The organism is Dactylosporangium salmoneum, assembly GCF_039532525.1.
Taxonomy (GTDB): domain Bacteria; phylum Actinomycetota; class Actinomycetes; order Mycobacteriales; family Micromonosporaceae; genus Dactylosporangium; species Dactylosporangium salmoneum.
The window spans coordinates 42,979-60,617 of record NZ_BAAARV010000048.1 but is presented as its reverse complement, the minus strand read 5'-3'; the positions used below and the strand labels follow the sequence as shown (position 1 = coordinate 60,617).

The following is a 17,639-nucleotide window of genomic DNA, read 5'->3' as shown; positions in this document are numbered from 1 at the left end:
CACACCGCCCTCGCGGCGCTCGGGGCGCTCGCCCCGTTCGCGCGGGGCCGGCGTGGCCTCGTCCTCGAGGCGCAGGGTCAGCGAGATGCGCTTGCGCGGGATGTCCACGTCGAGCACCTTCACCCGCACGATGTCGCCGGGCTTGACCACCTCGCGCGGGTCCTTCACGAACGTGCGGGACAGCGCCGACACGTGGACCAGCCCGTCCTGGTGCACGCCCACGTCGACGAAGGCGCCGAACGCGGCCACGTTGGTGACCACGCCCTCCAGCAGCATGCCCGGGGTCAGGTCGGAGATCTTCTCGACGCCCTCGGCGAACTCGGCGGTCTTGAAGGCCGGGCGCGGGTCGCGGCCGGGCTTCTCCAGCTCCTTGAGGATGTCGGTGACGGTCGGCAGGCCGAAGGTGTCGTCGACGTAGTCGGCCGGCTTGAGCTTGCGCAGCGCGGTGCCGTTGCCGATCAGGGCCTTGAGGTCGCCGCCGGTGGTGGCCAGGATGCGCCGGACCACCGGGTAGGACTCCGGGTGCACCGAGGAGGAGTCCAGCGGGTCGTCGCCGCCGGGGATGCGCAGGAAGCCCGCGCACTGCTCGAAGGCCTTCGGGCCGAGCCGGGCGACGTCCTTGAGCGCCCGGCGGTTGCGGAACGGGCCGTTGGCGTCGCGGTGCGCCACGATCGCGTCGGCCAAGCTGGCGCCGATGCCGGAGACCCGGGTCAGCAGCGGGGCGGACGCGGTGTTGACGTCGACGCCGACGCCGTTCACGCAGTCCTCGACGACCGCGTCGAGCGAGCGGCTCAGCTTCGACTCGGAGAGGTCGTGCTGGTACTGCCCGACGCCGATCGACTTCGGATCGATCTTGACCAGCTCCGCGAGGGGGTCCTGCAGGCGCCGGGCGATGGAGACCGCGCCGCGCAGCGAGACGTCGAGGCCGGGGAGTTCCTGCGAGGCGAAGGCGGAGGCGGAGTACACCGAGGCGCCCGCCTCGGACACCATCACCTTGACCACGCTGAGCTGCGGGAACTGCTTGACGAGGTCGGCCGCGAGCTTGTCGGTCTCGCGGGAGGCGGTGCCGTTGCCGATCGCGATGAGCTCGACCTTGTGCTTCTGGCACAGCGCGGCCAGGATCGCGATCGACTCGTTCCACTTGTTCTGCGGCACGTGCGGGTAGATCGTGTGGGTGTCGACCACCTTGCCGGTGGCGTCGACGACGGCGACCTTGACGCCGGTGCGGAAGCCCGGGTCGAGGCCCATCGTGGCCCGGGTGCCGGCCGGCGCGGCGAGCAGCAGGTCGCGCAGGTTGGCCGCGAAGACCCGCACCGCCTCCTCCTCGGCCGCCTGCCACAGCCGCATCCGCAGGTCGATGCCGAGGTGGACCAGGATCCGGGTGCGCCAGGCCCACCGGACCGTGTCGTTGAGCCACTTGTCGCCCGGGCGCCCGGCGTCGCTGATGCCGAACTTCGAGGCGATGGCGGGCTCGTAGAGCGACGGCGCCTCCGGGTCCTGCGTCGGCTCCATCACCAGGTCGAGCATCTCCTCCTTCTCCCCGCGGAACATCGCGAGGATCCGGTGCGAGGGCAGCTTGGTGTACGGCTCGCTGAAGTCGAAGTAGTCGGCGAACTTGGCGCCGTCGGTCTCCTTGCCGTCGCGGACCTTCGACACCAGCCGGCCCTGCGCCCACATCTTCTCGCGCAGCTCGCCGATCAGGTCGGCGTCCTCGGACATGCGCTCGACGAGGATGGCCCGCGCGCCGTCCAGGGCCGCGGCGGCGTCGGCCACGCCCTTCTCGGCGTCGACGAAGACGGCCGCGGCCGCCTGCGGGTCCACGCTCGGATCGGCCAGCAGCCCGTCGGCCAGCGGCTCCAGCCCGGCCTCGCGGGCGATCATGGCCTTGGTGCGCCGCTTGGGCTTGTACGGCAGGTAGATGTCCTCCAGCCGGGCCTTGGAGTCGGCCGCCATGATCTGCGCCTCGAGCGCCTCGTCCAGCTTGCCCTGGCTGCGGATCGACTCGAGGATGGCGGCCCGCCGCTCCTCCATCTCCCGCAGGTACCGAAGCCGCTCCTCCAGCGTGCGCAGCTGGGCGTCGTCGAGCATCTCGGTGGCCTCTTTGCGGTACCGGGCGATGAACGGCACCGTCGCCCCGCCGTCGAGCAGGTCGACAGCCGCGGTCACCTGCCGCTCCCTGACGCCGAGCTCTTCCGCGATGCGCTGGTGAATCGAGGTCGTCACGAGCATGCATTGTGCCCCACCCGCCCCGTTCGCACCCAGCAGCCACAGCTCAACCGCCGAAAACGGCAGACGCACTGCGCTAAAGGCGTAACCGAAAGTAGTTTTCTGGAAGCTGTTATTGACCCTGCGCAGCCACGTCTCCTGAATAAGTTCGACAGGAGGCGCTGATGAGCACGGCCACGGTGATCGCGGCGAGAGCCGGCGACCAACGGGCACTCGATGTCCTGGTCGGCGAGTACCTGCCGCTGATCTACAACATCGTGGGTCGCGCGCTGCAGGGGCACGCGGACGTCGACGACGTGGTGCAGGAGACGATGCTGCGCATCGTCGACGGGCTGCCCCGGCTGCGCGAGCCCGACAGCTTCCGCTCCTGGGCGGTCGCCATCGCGATGTCCCAGGTCCGCGACCGCCACCGCCGCCAGGTCCAGGCGCCGCTCGTCGGCGACCGGGCAGATCCGACCGACACGGCCGACCCCGGCGCCGACTTCGCCGACCTGGCGATCACCCGGCTGCGCCTGTCCGGCCAGCGCCAGGAGGTCGCCGAGGCCACCCGCTGGCTCGACCACGACGACCGCGAGCTGCTGTCGCTGTGGTGGCTGGAGGCGGCCGGGCAGCTCGACCGCGAGGAGGTCGTCGAGGCGCTGCACCTGACCCGCCAGCACGCCGCGGTGCGCATCCAGCGGATGAAGGCCCAGCTCGACGCGGCCCGGGCGGTCGTGCGGGCGCTGGCCGTGCGGCCCCGCTGCCCCGAGCTGAGCGCGGTGCTGCACAGCTGGGACGGGCGCCCCACCGCGCTGTGGCGCAAGCGCCTGGCCCGCCACACCCGCGAGTGCAACCGCTGCGACCGCGCCTGGTCCGACATGATCGCCGCCGAGCGGCTGCTGGCCGGCATCGCGCTCGTGCCGGTACCGGCGGCGCTCATGGCTTTTGCGGCCAGCGGCACGGGCACCATTACCGGCACAGCCGTGACGGTGAAGGCCGGTGGGCTCAAGGCCATGATCGCGGGGTGGGTCGCCGCCGCCAAGCCGGCCCTGGTCGGCATCGCCGCCACCGTCGCAATCGCCGGGACCGCCGGCGTCGTCTACATCGCCACTCAGGGCGAGGAGCAGCCGGCGGTCACCACCGCCGCCCCCTCGCAGCTCGTTACCTCCGACGCCGCCCCGCCGCCGGCGCCGAGCTCGGTCCCGAGCAGCAACCCGGCGAGCCCGACCCCGAGCAAGACCACCGTGCCGGCGCCGCCACCCCCGGCCACGAAGAGCGCCAAGAAGGGCGTGAGCACCAACGACAAGTTCGGCGCCAGCAACGCCCCGGCGATCAAGGATGTGAAGGCCGACTGGTACTACGACTGGTCCCCCAGCCCCGTGGCCAGCGTCTCCGGCGTCGAGTTCGTGCCGATGGTCTGGGGCGGCGGCAACCTGTCGTCCGACCTGGCCAAGGCGAAGGCCAACGGCAAGACCCTGCTGGCCTTCAACGAGCCGGACCTCAAGGAGCAGTCGAACATGTCCCCGGCGCAGGTCCTCGACCTGTGGCCGCAGCTGCAGGCGACCGGCATGCGCCTGGGCAGCCCCGCCCCCGCCTACGGCGCGGACACCCCGGGCGGCTGGTTCGACCAGTTCATGACCGGCATCAAGCAGCGCGGCTACCGGGTCGACTTCATCACCCTGCACTGGTACGGCGGCGACTTCTCCGCCAACGCCACCAACCAGCTCAAGACGTACATCCAGAACGTCTACAACCGCTATCACCTGCCCATCTGGCTGACCGAGTACGCGCTGATGCGCTTCGACAACGGCACGGTCTACCCGTCGACGGACCAGCAGGTCGCGTTCGTGAACAGCTCCACGGCGATGCTGCAGGGCCTGTCCTACGTCGAGCGCTACAGCTGGTTCCTGCTCTACACCAGCAAGTCCGGCGACACCGGCCTCTACAGCAACGGCACCACCCCAACCCAGGTGGGCGCCGCCTATCGAGCCGCAGGAGGATGACCATGGACGCGAGATCGAGTGGAGCCGCCACACTGCTCGGCGCACTCAGCGAGGCGTGTGAGGATTTCCAGCGGTACGGCCAACAGGTCGCCGCCACCCACGGCCCGCTGCACTGGGAGCTCATCGGGCGGATCGGCCCGGGCGAGGCACCCTTCGCGCTGGTCGGCGTCGTGCTGCGCTACGGGCGGACGACGGTCGACCTGGGGGTGGACCTCTGGGTGCGCGACAGCGGGTTCGAGGTCAGCGGCTACGCCACCGTGGACGGGCGGCGGCTGCTGATCGACCTGCCGGACGTGCTGACCGAGGACGTCGACGAGGCCATCGACGCGCTCCGGGAGTACACGCGGCGGCTCTGCTCGCACCGCAACGTGCTCGACGAGGTCGCCTAAAACCGGCCGGTTCCCGACATGTCGGGCGCTGGCGCGCCACGACATGTCGGATTTATACCCTGACAGGCGACTTTTGCGGTTACAGCGGCCCTAAGGCCTTCAACTGCGCCGGATGGTGACATCCCGGGCAGCCCGGGCGGCGCACGCCCGCCGCCGGACCATGCGCCAGGGCCTCGACGAGGTGCTCCAACACGACCCGATGGCGCCGGATGGTGACATCCCGGGGCCGGACCATGCGCCAGGGCCTCGACGAGGTGCTCCAACACGACCCGATCCGGAATCCGGCGGCGACGGCGGCGCACACGCCGAACGGACAGCAACGTGGCGAACTCCGCCCACAAGGGCTCCAGCAGCGATGGCGGAAGGACGGGCACGGGTCATCCCGTCGGTCGCTGAGCGTCGAGAACCCTGATGATCGCCCGACTCTTCGAATGGCGCAGTTCGGACTTAAGCCCTGCCGGGGTATAAGTCGGATAAGTCGTGGCGCGCCAGCGCCCGACTTATCCGGGCTGATCTTCATGCAGGAGACGGTCTTTACGCAGGAGACGGGCGCGTCGTCAGTTGCACGAGGCACGGAGCATCGGCGCCCGCACCCGCACGACCAGCGCAACGGCCCCCAGCACCGCGGTCGCGATCCCGCACGCCACCAGCGTCGTCGCCGCCCCGGCCGCCTGCACCAGCGGCGCGCCCATCAGGGTGCCCAGCGGCGTCGAGACGACCAGCACCGCGCCCCGGGCGGCCAGCACCGGCGGCAGCCGCTCGGCCGGCACCGCGCGCTGGAACAGGGCCACGCTCGTGGACGGGTACGGCGCCCAGGCCAGCCCCGCGAGCGCCAGCGCCAGGAGGTCGGCCCAGCGGGGCAGGCCCAGCCCGAGCGGCGTCAGCAGCAGCCCGAACGCGATCACCGAGCCGATGGTGACCGGCCACAGCGGCAGCCGGGGCAGGTGCCCGGTGGCGATCGCACCGATGACCGCGCCCACGCCGAACGAGGTGTACAGCAGCCCGACATCCTGCGCCGAGGAGGCGAACACCGGCACGGCCACCGGGATCGGGCCGAAGAGCAGGAAGAACCAGCACGACAGGACGGTCAGGCCGAGGAGCTCCCGGTTGCGCCGGATCGTGGCCAGGCCGGCCGAGCGCTGGTCCCGGCGCACCAGCGGCGCCCTCGCCCGTACCGCGGCGAAGCACACGGCCAGCACGGCGAACGTGGCCGCGTCGACGGCGAGCACGGCCGGCGCGCCGAGCCAGGCGATGAGCAGCCCGGCCAGCACCGGGCCGGCCACGGTAGCGGCCTCGGTGATCAGCGTCAGCAGCGCGTTGGCCGGCAGGTGCAGGTCGGCCGGAAGGACCTGGGCGATCAGCGTGTACCGCCCGGCCGAGCCCCACGCCGAGAGCAGGGCGGAGCCGGCCAGCAGCGCGGCATAGCGTCCGATGGTCAGCGCGTCCAGACAGGCCAGCAGCGGTACCGCGCCCAGGAACACCGCCCGCAGCGCCGCGTCGAGGCCGACCAGGTGGGCACCGCCCCGGCCGCGCAGCAGCGGCCCGAGGACGATCGCGCCGACCGCCCCCGGCAGCGTGTACGCGGCCACGGCGAGCCCGACCCACAGCCCGCGCTGGTGGTGCGGGGCGTACTGCACCGCGAGCCACCCGATCGCCACCGCGCTCATCCCGTCGCCCAGCGCGGAGAGGGCGAGGCCGGGCAGGACCCGCGCGAACACCCGGTCCCGAAGCACCGGCCAATAGGGAGGCATCGATGCATTCTGACCCATGGGCTGGGCCCGGGTCGACCACCGCGTAACTCAGGCCACAGTCGGCGCCGCCTTGGCTACACCCCTCCGGGGCGCAGCCGCGGCAGCCGGGTGTCGACGTCCGGCACCGAGTAGCCCAGCGCCCGCAGCCGGGTGCTGACCTCCTCGATCGGCTTGCGGATCTTCTGCGCGGCGGCCAGCAGGTGGTTGAGCGGCACCGGCTGCGAGGCGTCCAGCCACGGCCGCGAGCCGTCCAGGTCGGTGCTGGCCAGCAGGAGGTCGTTGGGCTTCACGGCGTCCACGGCGATGCTGCTGAGATCCACATCCACGGTGTACCCCAGGGTCTCCAGCCGCGCCGCGATCTCGTGCACCGGGCGGCGCACCCGCCGGGCCGCCTGCAGCAGGTGCGGCAGCGGCACCTGCTCGTCCAGGTCCAGCCACGGCTGCGAGCCGTCCAGGTCGCGGCTGGTGATCAGCAGGTCGTCCGGCTCCACCTGGTCCAGCGACGGGCCGGCCCCGTGCAGGCTCACCGCGTAGCCGAGGAACGTCAGCCGGGCGGCGATGTCGTGCACGCTGCGCCGGGTCCGCTGGGCGGCGCGCAGGATGCGGATCGTCGGCACCGGCTTCATCGGGTCCAGCCAGGGGTCCGAGCCGTCGAGGTCCTCGCTGGTGATGGTCAGGTCGTCGGGCTCCAGGTGGTCGATGAGGATCGCGTCGGGGTCGACGTCCACCCGGTAGCCGCAGGCGGCCAGCCGGGTCGCCACCTCGCGCAGCTCGCGGCCGGTGGACTCGGCCGCGCGCAGCAGGTGGATCAGCGGCACCGGCCGGGAGGAGTCCAGCCACGGCTGCGAGCCGTCCAGGTCACGGCTGGCCAGCTGCAGATCCTCGGGCTCCAGCTTGACCACCTCGATCGCGTCGAGGTTGCCGCCCAGCTTGAAGCCGAAGGAGCGCAGCCGGGCGGCCACCTCGGCGACCGGCCGGGAGGTGCGCTCGGCCGCCCGCAGCAGGTGGATCGGCGCCACCTCCTCGCTGAGGTCCAGCCACGGCGAGGTGCTGTCCAGGTCGCGGGCGATGAGCACCAGGTCGTCGGGCTCGGTGACCAGCGTGTCCCAGCCGCTGTCGAGCTGGTAGCCCAGCAGGGCCAGGCGGGCCGCGGTCTCGTCGGCCGGCAGCACCACCTTGTGCGCGGCCCGCAGCAGGTGCAGCAGGGTCACCGGCTCACGCGGGTCCAGCCACGGGTGGGAGCCGTCGAGGTCGCGGCTGGCGATGGTGAGGTCCTTCGGGCCGAACTGCTCCAGCGGCAGCACGTCGACGTCGACGTCCACCTCGAAGCCGAGCTGGCGCAGCCGGGCCACCACCTGGTGCACGCTGCGGCCGCTGCGGTGCGCCGCCCGCAGCAGGTGCACCAGGTGCACCGGCTGGTCGGGCTGCAGCCACGGCCGGGTGCCGTCCACGTCCCGGCTGGTGAAGATCAGGTCGTCGGGGTCGACGCCCACCGTCTCGGCGCCCACCGACGGCTCGTAGCCCAGCGCGTCGAGCCGGGCCGCGACCTCCGGGGCCGACCGGCCGGTCTTGCGGGCCGCCCGCACCAGGTGCACCAGCGGCACGATGTCGACCGGGTCCAGCCACGGGCCGGTGCCGTCCACGTCGACGCTGAGCAGCAGCGCGTCGGACGGGCGGGAGCGCATCGCGCGCTTCCAGTCCGGGCCGGGCTTGAGCACCTTGCGGTAGCGCCCGCCGGCGGCCAGCGCCGTCAGCCGCCACTCGACCAGCTCGTCCGGGCCGCCGACCGGCCCGTCGTTGGCCACGAAGCAGCCGGTGACGGCGGCGTCGACGGTCTCGCCGTCCATCTCCCACTTGCCGTGGCCGCGCTCGATCGCCTGCTCGAAGACCAGGTCGGCGACCAGCGGGCGCACCGGGGCGAGCCGGCACAGCCAGTCGTAGCCCAGCAGGGTCGTCCCCGGCGCCGTCAGGGCCGGGACGGCCTCCCAGAGCAGGCGGTCGACGTCGTCCTCGCGGTACGCCAGGATCTTCGTCCGGTCGACGGACAGGCGCGGAGCGAGGTCGCGGTTGAGGTTGACCACCGCGCCGAAGATCTCCTTGCCGGCGTAGAGGCCGTCGGCCAGCAGCGCGCCGTTGCCCTTGCACCACCACACCCGCGAGCCCTCGGCGGCCACGAAGCCGGCGCCGAGGCTCTCCTCGTCCTCGTCCTCCTCGTCGTCGACCACCCCGGCGGCCGCGGACAGCTCGCCCGGCGCCCAGAGCTGGCTCTGCACGCCGTCGCTGGCCTCGGTGGCGAACTCGGCCACCCACAGCAGCTTGCGCAGCTCCTCGACGGAGGCGACGGTCAGCCCCTCGCGCAGGTGCAGCCGGACCGTCGTGCCGGTCTCGGTGCCCCGCCCGAGGTCCTGGATGCGGAACAGGCTGCCGGGGCCGGCGATCGACACCCGCAGCCGCTCGCCGGGCTGGCCGTCGCGGCCCATCCGGCACGTCTCCACGGTGAGCTCGTCGGCGAGCATGAAGTAGCTCAGCACGCCGATGCCGAAGCGGCTGTTGGGGAACAGCTGCACCGGCGGGTCGAGGCGGGCCCACTCGGCCTGCTCCTCGAGGAACTCGGGCAGGTCGGCCAGGCGCACGCCGGCCTGCGAGAACACCTCGCTGAGCTCGCGCACGCCCATGCCGATGCCGTTGTCGCTGCAGTCCAGGTAGCCGCGGCCCTGCTCGTCGACTCCCTGGACGAACTTGATCTTCCCGTCCCAGGCCAGCTCGCGGTCGTGGGCCCGGGTCAGGTACTCCGTGCGGGCCTCCCGGTAGCGGCAGGCGTCCAGCGCGTTCTGGTACAGCTCGCGGATGGCCAGGGCCGGGTCGCCGTACAGCTGCTCGCCCATGAGCAGCTCGCGCACCCGGTCCTCGGCGAGCCGGAAGCGCACGCCGGCCGACTGGTAGGCCGGCAACCCGTCGCGCACCAGCGGCCCGACCTCGTCGGTGGCCGCCCGGTTGGGCAGCCCGCGCAGCGGCTGCAGCTCGTCGTCCCGGGCCGCGGCCCGCTGCGCCTCGGCCAGCAGCTGGTTGAGCGTGTCGATGTGCGCCCGCAGCGCCACCTCGATCGACGGGTGGGCGCAGGCCGCGCCCAGCACCAGCGTGGCGCCGCGCGCCTCCCAGCGCCCGTCGCGGACCGTGTCGAGCACCTGTCCGGCGGTGACCGGGTCGCCGATGCCGAGGTGCTCGCCGATGACCTCCGGCAGCACCGTCACCTCGATCGCCAGCCCGCGGGCAATGGTCAGCAGGAAGCCGACCAGCCGCTCGCGCACCTCGCCGCGGCGCGACTCCAGCGCCTCCGGCCGGTCGTGGCGGTTGAGGAAGGCCGGGTCGGCCCGGATCGCGCGCAGCAGCTCGGCCGTGCGCCCGCCGGCGGCGTAGCCGGTGAGCGCGGCGATCGTCTCCGGCTGGTAGGCCTGCGGGCGCCGGCCGATCCACCGGTGCAGCAGCCACCAGCCCAGCTCGGCCGCGATCTCCCGGCGCCCGGCGCGGATCGCGGCGAGGGCCCGGCGGTGCGGCTGCGCGTAGGTCTGGGTGAAGCGCTCGAACGCGGCCCGGTCGCTGGTGGCGTCCTGCGAGGGCTCCAGGTCGCCGGGCTCCACGCCGCGCTCGTGCGCGGCCAGGCCCGCCCAGAGGGCGTCATGCAGCAGCGGTACGGCGACCAGCAGCAGCGCCTCCTCGCCCGACAGCACCTCGCCGTCGGGCAGCAGGTCGACCAGGCGGGCCACCTGCCGGGACATGCGGGCGGCGAAGTCCCCGTCCTGCCAGGGATCGTCGCCGAGTTCCCTGGCCGCGCGCGCCCTCGCCGCCGCCAGCTCCCCGGCCAAGGCGACGGCCTTGTCGCGGTGCGTTTGCCCGTCCCGGACGCGACCCCACACCGTATGCTGCGCCGCGATCGTTTCCCAGTCCTCTGGCACCATGCGGAAAACTTACCGGGCGATCGCCACTGGAATGACAGGCATCGGACTTACGGCCGGTCGCGCGTTGTTGCTGACGCAAGCTACGGTGCTCCGGGCAGTACCGGCCACCGGAGGGGGTTTTTCGGCATGTCCGTCGCTGGAGACGGGGAAGACGCGGACGAATCGGGCGGTCAGCCGGTCTCGTCCAGCTCCCGCCACCGCGTGGCGCCGACGGCCTCGACGGCGGCCCCGGTCCTGCCACAGCCGTTCACCCCGGACAAGCCCACCTTCCCGGCCATTCCCCATCCGCGCCGCCCGGACGGGCCCACCGCGGTGGCCTGGGCGGCCGTTCCGGAGGCCCCGGCCCCGACCCCGGTCTTCACGCCGAAGCCCTCGGACGCGGCCCTTCCCGAGCCCTTCACCCCGGCCCGGCCGACCATCCCGGACGTGCCGCACCAGCGGCGCCCGGACGGCCCGACGGCGGTGGCGACGGCCGCGATCCCCGCCGTGCCCGTGCCCGACCCGGACGAGCCGGACCCGGACACCGTCGGCACGCTGGGCGGCGCGGCCCGGGCCGACGCCGCCGAGCTGCTCGACCCGGCGGAGCCGCACAATCTCGAGTTCATCGTGACCCTGCCGGGCGTCACCAACGATCCGGAGCTCGCCGAGCCTGCGCCCGACCCCGAGCCTGCGCCCGTCCCCGAGGCTGCGCCTGCCCCCGAGGCTGCGCCTGCCCCCGAGGTTGTCGTCGAGCCTGTCGCCGAGCCCGAACCCGAGCCGGTCGAGACCGTCGAGGGCGAGCTCCTCCCTGTCGGGATGCTGCCGGCCGACGACTCGCCGACGGTCGCCGACTACGAGGCGCCCGCGCTGGCGATCGTGGCCGAGGTGGACCCCGACGACGAAGCCGACTACCGCGGCACCCGCCGGCGCGCCGCCCGGTGGCGCCGCCTCCCGGTCGGCGCCGTGGCCGTGGCCGTGCTGATCCTGCTCATCACCGCCGGCGTGGTGTTTCAGGCGCTGCGCCGCGACAGCTCGGGTGGCGGCCGCGACAACGGCCTGACGCCTCGCGTGCCCGGCGTCTCGCTGCCGGCCGCCCCCACCCCGCAGGCCGGCAACGCGGGCGCGTCGCCCGACGACTCCCAGTCGGCGCAGAACAGCCCGGTCGCCTCCGCCTCGCGCAGCCGGCCCGCCTCGGCCTCCGCGTCGCACGCCCCCTCCGCCTCGGCCGCCCCCGGCTCGGCCAGCCCCTCCCCGCCGCCCCCGGTCACCGCACCCACCTCGGGGCGGCTGATCGGCAAGCAGTCGGGCAAGTGCGTGGAGTACCGCGCGCAGCGCAACTCCACCTCGGTGATGCTCGACGCCTGCGACCCGCGGGGCACCAACCAGCACTGGCGGGCCCAGGGCGACCTCAACACGGGCGCGACGCTGCTCACCGACACCGGCAAGTGCCTCGACGTGCAGAACGCGCGCACCGACAACGGCACCACGGTGTGGGTGTACGACTGCAACGGCAGCGCGGCGCAGAAATGGGTCCGGCGCGCGAACAACACGTGGGAGAACCCGAACTCCCACCGCTGCCTGGACGCGGCCAACGGCGGCACCGGCAACGGCACCCCGCTGATCATCTGGGACTGCAAGGCCACCGACAACCAGATCTGGAGCATGGGCTGACGCCCTTGAATTTGCACGTGCCAATGCCGCCGGACAATTTTCCGGGGCCCACGGTGCTCATTCACGATTCATTCAATAAAGAGTCACGGAATACGTTCGGCCGCGGTCGGCCCGCGCGCTCATGATGGATGCCTGGTCGCCCTCCTCGGGAGGTGGGTGTGCGATGAGCAGCAATCCTGCCGGTCGCGCCGCACCGGCGCGCGCGCTGATCGTCGCCGGGCTGATCCTGATCGTGCTCGCCGTGGCCGCCGTCCTGGGCCTGGCCAGCATCGGCGCCGCCGGCCTGGTCACCGGCACACAGGCGCCGCGCGGCTGGGACCAGCTCAGCGACGCGTTCTCCGTGGTCAACGGCATCTTCTCGGTCTTCGCCCTGATGGTCGTCGGCCTGACCCTGTGGGTGCAGTTCAAGGAGCTGCGCATGCAGCGCGCGGAATTGCGCATGCAACGCGAAGCCACCGAAAAGTCCCAGCGCGAACTACACCGCTCCTCCGAGGCCGTCTACCGAGAATTGCACATGCATCTCACGGAACTGGCCATCAACGACGAGGACCTTGCCGAGGTGTGGTCGCGGTACGACTCGGATCTCTCACCGAAGCTGCGCAAGCAGTACTTCTACGCGAACCTGGTGCTCAACTACCACGGCCTGTTCTACCGCACCGGCGATCGGGATGAGCGCTACGTCAAGGCGATGCTGCTGGATCAATTCGAGAACCCGGTGATCCGCGCCTTCTGGGGCGAGGTCCGGCAGTTCCGCCGGGCGATGCGGGACTCCGGCACCCCGGAGCGCGACTTCGACCTGCTGTGCGAGGAGGCGTACCAAGCCACTCGCCCGGCGGAACGCGATAGCGATGCCTAGAAATCGGGAATGTCGCGCTTTGCGTGCAGCAGCGTGTCTCGGCTGATCACCACGATGCGCTCGTAGCTCGCCACCCCGGCGTCCGGCGGCAACTGGCCCCGCAGATCGCCCGTCATATCCGTGCCGATCACCGCGAAACGCCCATCGGCCAGTTCGAAGATATCGGGACAGCTCGCCTCGTTCCTCGACCCCCGTTCGCGGGGCGTTGATCCCAGCCGGCGCCTGACCTGCGACTGCTCCATTGTCGTCCATTCGTGTGGGGAAGCGTGCGAGCCGCCGGGCAAACTATCACAAACCACCCGAAATCACGCGTAGGTTAATTCGCCCGCCCGGATCGGCGAGGTCAGGCGGTTCTCGAAGGGGGCGAGCGGGCAGGCCCAGGCGTCGTCGTAGGCGCAGGAGGGGTTGTAGGCGTAGTTGAAGTCGAGCCGGACGCGGCCGTCGGGCAGGAGGTCCACGCCGCGGCCGTGGGTGCCCTTCACCGTGTCGGTCAGGTAGCGGCCCGCCCCGTAGGTCTCCTTTCCGCTGGTGCCGTCGCGGAACGGCAGGAAGAGGCCGCCGCCGTACGCGGCCATCCAGAACAGCGTCAGCCGGCCCCACGGCGTGGCGAGGTGGCCGGCCCGCTCGTAGCGCAGCACGCCGTCCGGGCCGCCGGTGGCGATCTCCAACTCGCCCTCGGCGGGCTCGACGGCGACCTCGGCGACGTACTCGTCGGAGGGCGGGAAGTAGCGCAGCGGGCCCGGGGCGGCGGACTGCGGGTGGGTGGCGAACAGGTCGTCGCGCCGGGCCCGGAACTCCGCCAGGTCCGCGTCGGACAGGTACATGGCGGCGACCCGGGCCCGGTAGTCGGCGAGGGAGAGATGGTCCACGCCCCGAAGTTACCGCCGCAGCGGCGCGCCGGCCTCGTGCAGGTGCCGCAGCGCCTGGGCGTAGGACGAGACGAAGGTCGCCGAGTGGTACGGCACCCCGATCTCGGCGCAGTAGCGCTCCACGATCGGCTGGGCCCGGCGCAGGTGCGGGGTCGGCATGTTCGGGAACAGGTGGTGCTCGATCTGGTAGTTCAGGCCGCCCAGCGCGACGTCCAACCACACCCCGCCGCGCACGTTGCGCGAGGTCAGGACCTGCTTGCGGAGGAAGTCGAGCTCGTCGTCGGCGGTGAGCACCGGCATGCCCTTGTGGTTGGGGGCGAACGTCAGGCCGAGATACAGACCGAAGAGCCCCTGGTGTACCGCGATGAAGGCGATCGCCATCCCGGGCGAGAACAGCAGGAAGGCGGCCGCGAGGTAGGCGGCGAAGTGGCCGTACAACAGGATTCCCTCGATCCGGCGACGCTTCACCGACGGGATGGCGCGGGCGCTCTGCACGTGGAGGTTGAAGCCCTCCAGCAACAGGAGCGGGAAGAACAGCAGCGCCTGGTGGCCGCCGATGACCCGGGCCAGTCCCCGGGCCCGTTCGGCCTGGCGGGTCGACCAGACCAGGATGTCGGGCGCCACGTCGGGGTCGTGGTCCTCGTGGTTGGGGTTGGCGTGGTGGCGCGTGTGCTTGTTCATCCACCAGCCGTAGCTCATGCCGATGCCGGCGTTGCCCGCCAGCATGCCCAGCGCCTCCGACCACCGGCGGCCGCGGAACACCTGCTTGTGGGCCAGGTCGTGGGCGACCAGCGCGACCTGTGCGTAGGCGACCGCGAGGACGACGCCGAACCACAGGCTGTGCGTCGCCGCGAGGCCGGCCCAGCCGCCGAGGTAGAGGGCTGCGACCAGGGTGAGGCGGACGGCGTAGTACCCGGGGCGCCGCTCGAGCAGCCCGGCGGCGCGGATGCGTTGGGACAGGGCGGCGAAGTCCGTGGACCGCTGCGCGTCAACCAGAACTGTCATGCACAAAAGCGTCGCGTTTCCGGCCGTCGTGATCGAGCCGGTCAGCCCCCCGGCTTCGTGGTGGGGTTGGCCCTACCGTCGAGGGTGAACTTGGTGGGCGACTGGACGAACCGCGCCTCCTCGAGCGCGAAGATCTCGCGGGGAGCCACCCGCACGGTCGCGTTGACGCTGGGCTCCAGGAAGCCGATGTCGAGCCCCGCGTCGTACTTCAGGTTCGTCGCCTCCAGGAACGCCCGGATGGCGGCACCGTCCGTCACGATCTCGGCCGCCCCGTCGAGGATGACCGGCGACCGCCCGTCCTCGGTGGTCATCGTGCACGCGGGGTTGGCCCGCAGGTTGCGGATCTTGCGCGACCGGACCGAGCTGGACCACCACATCGCGCCGTCGAGCCACACGCCCCAGACCGGCATCGCGTGCGGACGCCCGTCGGGGCGGACCGTGACCAGCCAGTAGTTGTGCGAATCGCGCAGCCGCCCGAGCACCATGTCCCACTCGAGCAGGCCGTCCTCGCCCTCGTCGATGCCGTAGCCGGGCATCAGGGGCCGTCCACGCTGCACGCCCATGCACCGGAGCCTAGGCTTGGTCGGGTGCCACTGCTCATCGGCTCCTACGCAGACCAGTACTCGACCTACGACGACGACTTCAAGCCGCTGTCCCCACCGGTCCGCACGCCCGCGCCCAGCTTCCTCACCGCCGGGCCGACCGGCATCCGCTACGCCGTGGCCGAGCTGGACGCCGGCGCGGTCTCGGCGTTCGCACCGGACGGCACGCTGCTGGGCACCCTCTCGACGGGTGGCGGGGCGCCGTGCCACCTGGCCCTGGCCGGCGACCGGCTCCTGGCGGCCAACTACGCCACCGGCAGCATCAGCGTCTTCGCGCTGGCCCCCGACGGCCGCCTGGACCGGCGCACCGACCTGGCCCAGCACGCCGGCGCCAGCGTGGTGCCGGACCGGCAGGAGGGCCCGCACGCCCACCAGGTGACCGTCCGCGGTACCACGGTGCACGCCGTGGACCTGGGCATGGACGCGATCGTGCACTATCGCCTGACCCCGGACGGCCTCCTCGAGCACCTGCGCACCACGACGGTCCAGCCCCTGGGCACGGGCCCCAGGCATCTGGTTTTCCACCCCGATGGGCGTGTCTTCGTGTCCAACGAGCTGGCGTCCACGGTTTCGACGTACACCTCGGGATTCGAACTGCTTGACGTGAAGCCGTCCTGCCTGGTCCAGCCGGTCGGCGACAACTTCCCCAGCGAGCTGGCCCTGTCCCGCGACGGCCGTCACCTGTACGTCGCCAACCGGGGCAACGACACCATCACCACCTTCGCCGTCGAGTCCGGCGGACTCCTGCCGATCGACGAGGTCTCGACGGGCGGCACCTGGCCCCGCCACTTCGTGGTGCTGGACGACGCCCTGTGCGTGGCCAACCAGCACTCGGACACCGTGACGCGGCTGTCCCTCGACCCCTCGTCCGGCGTGCCGCACCCGGCCCAGGTGGTCCTGGAGCACCCGTCCCCCAGCGCCTTGGTCCGCGTCGATCGATAGGCGCCGGGCGATATCTCGGATGATGAGGCACTGAACGCTTGCTGAACCAGCGTTCAGTGCCTCAGCATGGGTCCATGGGTGAGCTGGTACCGCTGCCCAAGACGGGCGATGTGTTTTCCGACGTGCGTGGCGACGACCGCACGATGCGGGTGACGTGCCATCCGCACCGCGGCACCGTGGTCGTCTCCCTGTGGGTCGACAAGATCTGCCGGGCCTCGTTCCAGCTCGCGGAGGCCGACCTCCCCCGCCTGCAGCAGGCCCTCTCGGAGATGCGCTTCGACCCGTCCGCCCCGGCCACCGAGCACCCGGACAGCGGCGCGGCTCCGCACGCGCCGGACCATACCGGCGCAAGCGAGCTGCCGGAGTCCGCCTGATCCGCGGACCGTCAGGCGGCGGCCTCCGTGGCGACGGCCTTCGGGTCGGGCTCCGAGCGGGAGTTGCGGTTGCGCTGGCGAGGGACGCGCCGGCGAGACGTGATGGTCGCCGCCGTGATGCCGGCCTGCCGCGCCGCGTCCAGGGTGTCGCGCAGCTCCGCGGCCTCCTCGGCCACCTCCGCGGCCTCCTGGGCCAGGGCGGCCGCGGCCACCACGGCCACGTCCGCGGCCGTCACGGCGGCGCGCTCGGCGGCCGCGGCCGCCTCGTACAGGCGGCGGGCCCGGCTCTCGGCGGTGCGGCGCAGCTCGACCTCGCGGGCCGCGAGCTCCTGCAGCGGGTCGGCGCCGGCCACGCCCTTGAAGACCTGCTCCAGGGCATCGACGGTGATGTCGCCGCGCTTGAAGGCGTCCAGCGCGGCGCGGGACACCTCGCGCTTGGCGTCCTCGCCCTCCTCCGAGGCGACGGCCTCGGGCACCGCTTGGCCGGCGGCGACCAGGGCCTCCTGGTAGGCCTTCTGGGCCACGTCGAAGGCCGCCCAGGCGACCTCGCGGGCCTGCTGGGCGGAGACGGTGCGGGCCTGGGTCTCGGTGACCGTGATCCGGGCGCGCTTGGCGGCGGCGGCCGTGGCGGCGGCCTGGCGGGTGAGCTCACCGGCCTCGATGCGCAGCCGGGCGCGCTCGGCCGGGCTCAGGCTGGCCTCGGCCTCCTCGGCGGCGGCGCGGCGGTCGGCGCGGTTCAGGCGGTACAGGCTCCACCGGGCGAGGAACGCGGCGAGGAGCACGAACAGAATGATGAAGGCCATCAAACCGAACCACAGGACGATGGCTCCGGTGACCGGGTCGAGACCAAAAATGCCGCGGCCCCCGTTGAGGGTCCAGGGCAGGTCACCTGTGGATTGTGCCAACGTGGCGGGGGTGTGATGGGCCACGGCGCGACCTCCGGCTGTGCGTGTCGCTACAGCGTAAACGGATCTCACCAGGCGGGTCATCCCATCGAATGGTGACAATGAGGCGAACTCGCGTACACGAATAGTCAC

The 17,639-nt window shown here is 72.3% G+C and carries 14 protein-coding genes; 6 read left to right on the top strand and 8 right to left on the bottom strand.

The genetic code is table 11. The annotated features are described in order from the left end of the window. Positions 1-2,229, bottom strand: a 2,229-nt coding sequence (locus ABD352_RS27945; RefSeq protein WP_344615475.1) for a Tex family protein, incomplete at its 3' end; no start/stop codon positions are given. Positions 2,230-2,390: 161 nt separating this feature from the next. On the opposite strand from ABD352_RS27945, the gene ABD352_RS27940 reads away from it, so the two are divergent. Beyond that, the gene (locus ABD352_RS27940; RefSeq protein ID WP_344615474.1) at positions 2,391-4,208 is read left to right on the top strand and encodes a sigma-70 family RNA polymerase sigma factor; all 1,818 of its coding nucleotides are present in this window, start codon (positions 2,391-2,393) and stop codon (positions 4,206-4,208) included. A gap of 2 nt (positions 4,209-4,210) precedes the next feature. Then, complete coding sequence (locus ABD352_RS27935) at positions 4,211-4,597, top strand: hypothetical protein (protein ID WP_344615473.1); 387 nt, start codon at positions 4,211-4,213, stop codon at positions 4,595-4,597. Between the two features lie 557 nt (positions 4,598-5,154). On the opposite strand, the gene ABD352_RS27925 is transcribed toward ABD352_RS27935, so the two are convergent. Both ABD352_RS27925 and ABD352_RS27920 read right to left on the bottom strand, forming a co-directional pair. Next, positions 5,155-6,348, bottom strand: coding sequence for an MFS transporter (locus tag ABD352_RS27925; RefSeq protein WP_344615472.1), 1,194 nt, complete (start codon positions 6,346-6,348; stop codon positions 5,155-5,157). 74 nt (positions 6,349-6,422) lie between these two features. Further along, on the bottom strand, positions 6,423-10,304 hold the full coding sequence (locus ABD352_RS27920; protein WP_344615471.1) for a wHTH domain-containing protein: 3,882 nt from the start codon (positions 10,302-10,304) through the stop codon (positions 6,423-6,425). A gap of 126 nt (positions 10,305-10,430) precedes the next feature. On the opposite strand from ABD352_RS27920, the gene ABD352_RS27915 reads away from it, so the two are divergent. Further along, on the top strand, positions 10,431-11,954 hold the full coding sequence (locus ABD352_RS27915; RefSeq protein WP_344615470.1) for an RICIN domain-containing protein: 1,524 nt from the start codon (positions 10,431-10,433) through the stop codon (positions 11,952-11,954). 163 nt (positions 11,955-12,117) lie between these two features. Next, a complete protein-coding gene (locus ABD352_RS27910) occupies positions 12,118-12,810 on the top strand; it encodes a DUF6082 family protein (RefSeq protein ID WP_344615469.1) in 693 nt (230 codons plus the stop codon). Here the strand turns inward: ABD352_RS27910 and ABD352_RS27905 are convergent. From ABD352_RS27905 to ABD352_RS27890, 4 genes are all read right to left on the bottom strand, one after another. After that, positions 12,807-13,052, bottom strand: a complete 246-nt coding sequence (locus ABD352_RS27905; RefSeq protein ID WP_344615468.1) for a hypothetical protein — start codon at positions 13,050-13,052, stop codon at positions 12,807-12,809. The two genes, ABD352_RS27910 and ABD352_RS27905, sit on opposite strands and share 4 nt — an antisense overlap. A 63-nt stretch (positions 13,053-13,115) precedes the next feature. After that, on the bottom strand, positions 13,116-13,679 hold the full coding sequence (locus ABD352_RS27900) for a DUF1684 domain-containing protein (RefSeq protein WP_344615467.1): 564 nt from the start codon (positions 13,677-13,679) through the stop codon (positions 13,116-13,118). A 9-nt stretch (positions 13,680-13,688) separates the two neighbouring features. After that, entirely contained in the window at positions 13,689-14,684 is a 996-nt protein-coding gene (locus tag ABD352_RS27895) for a fatty acid desaturase family protein (protein WP_344615466.1), read from the bottom strand. Between the two features lie 41 nt (positions 14,685-14,725). Further along, positions 14,726-15,247, bottom strand: a complete 522-nt coding sequence (locus tag ABD352_RS27890; protein ID WP_344615465.1) for a pyridoxamine 5'-phosphate oxidase family protein — start codon at positions 15,245-15,247, stop codon at positions 14,726-14,728. 24 nt (positions 15,248-15,271) lie between these two features. On the opposite strand from ABD352_RS27890, the gene ABD352_RS27885 reads away from it, so the two are divergent. Next, positions 15,272-16,228: a lactonase family protein gene (locus ABD352_RS27885; RefSeq protein ID WP_344615464.1), complete on the top strand. Its 957-nt coding sequence runs from the start codon at positions 15,272-15,274 to the stop codon at positions 16,226-16,228. A 74-nt stretch (positions 16,229-16,302) separates the two neighbouring features. Further along, on the top strand, positions 16,303-16,602 hold the full coding sequence (locus tag ABD352_RS27880) for a hypothetical protein (RefSeq protein ID WP_344615463.1): 300 nt from the start codon (positions 16,303-16,305) through the stop codon (positions 16,600-16,602). Between the two features lie 11 nt (positions 16,603-16,613). Here the strand turns inward: ABD352_RS27880 and ABD352_RS27875 are convergent, their stop codons facing one another. Continuing rightward, positions 16,614-17,405, bottom strand: a complete 792-nt coding sequence (locus ABD352_RS27875; protein WP_344615462.1) for a hypothetical protein — start codon at positions 17,403-17,405, stop codon at positions 16,614-16,616. Positions 17,406-17,639: the final 234 nt, after the last annotated feature.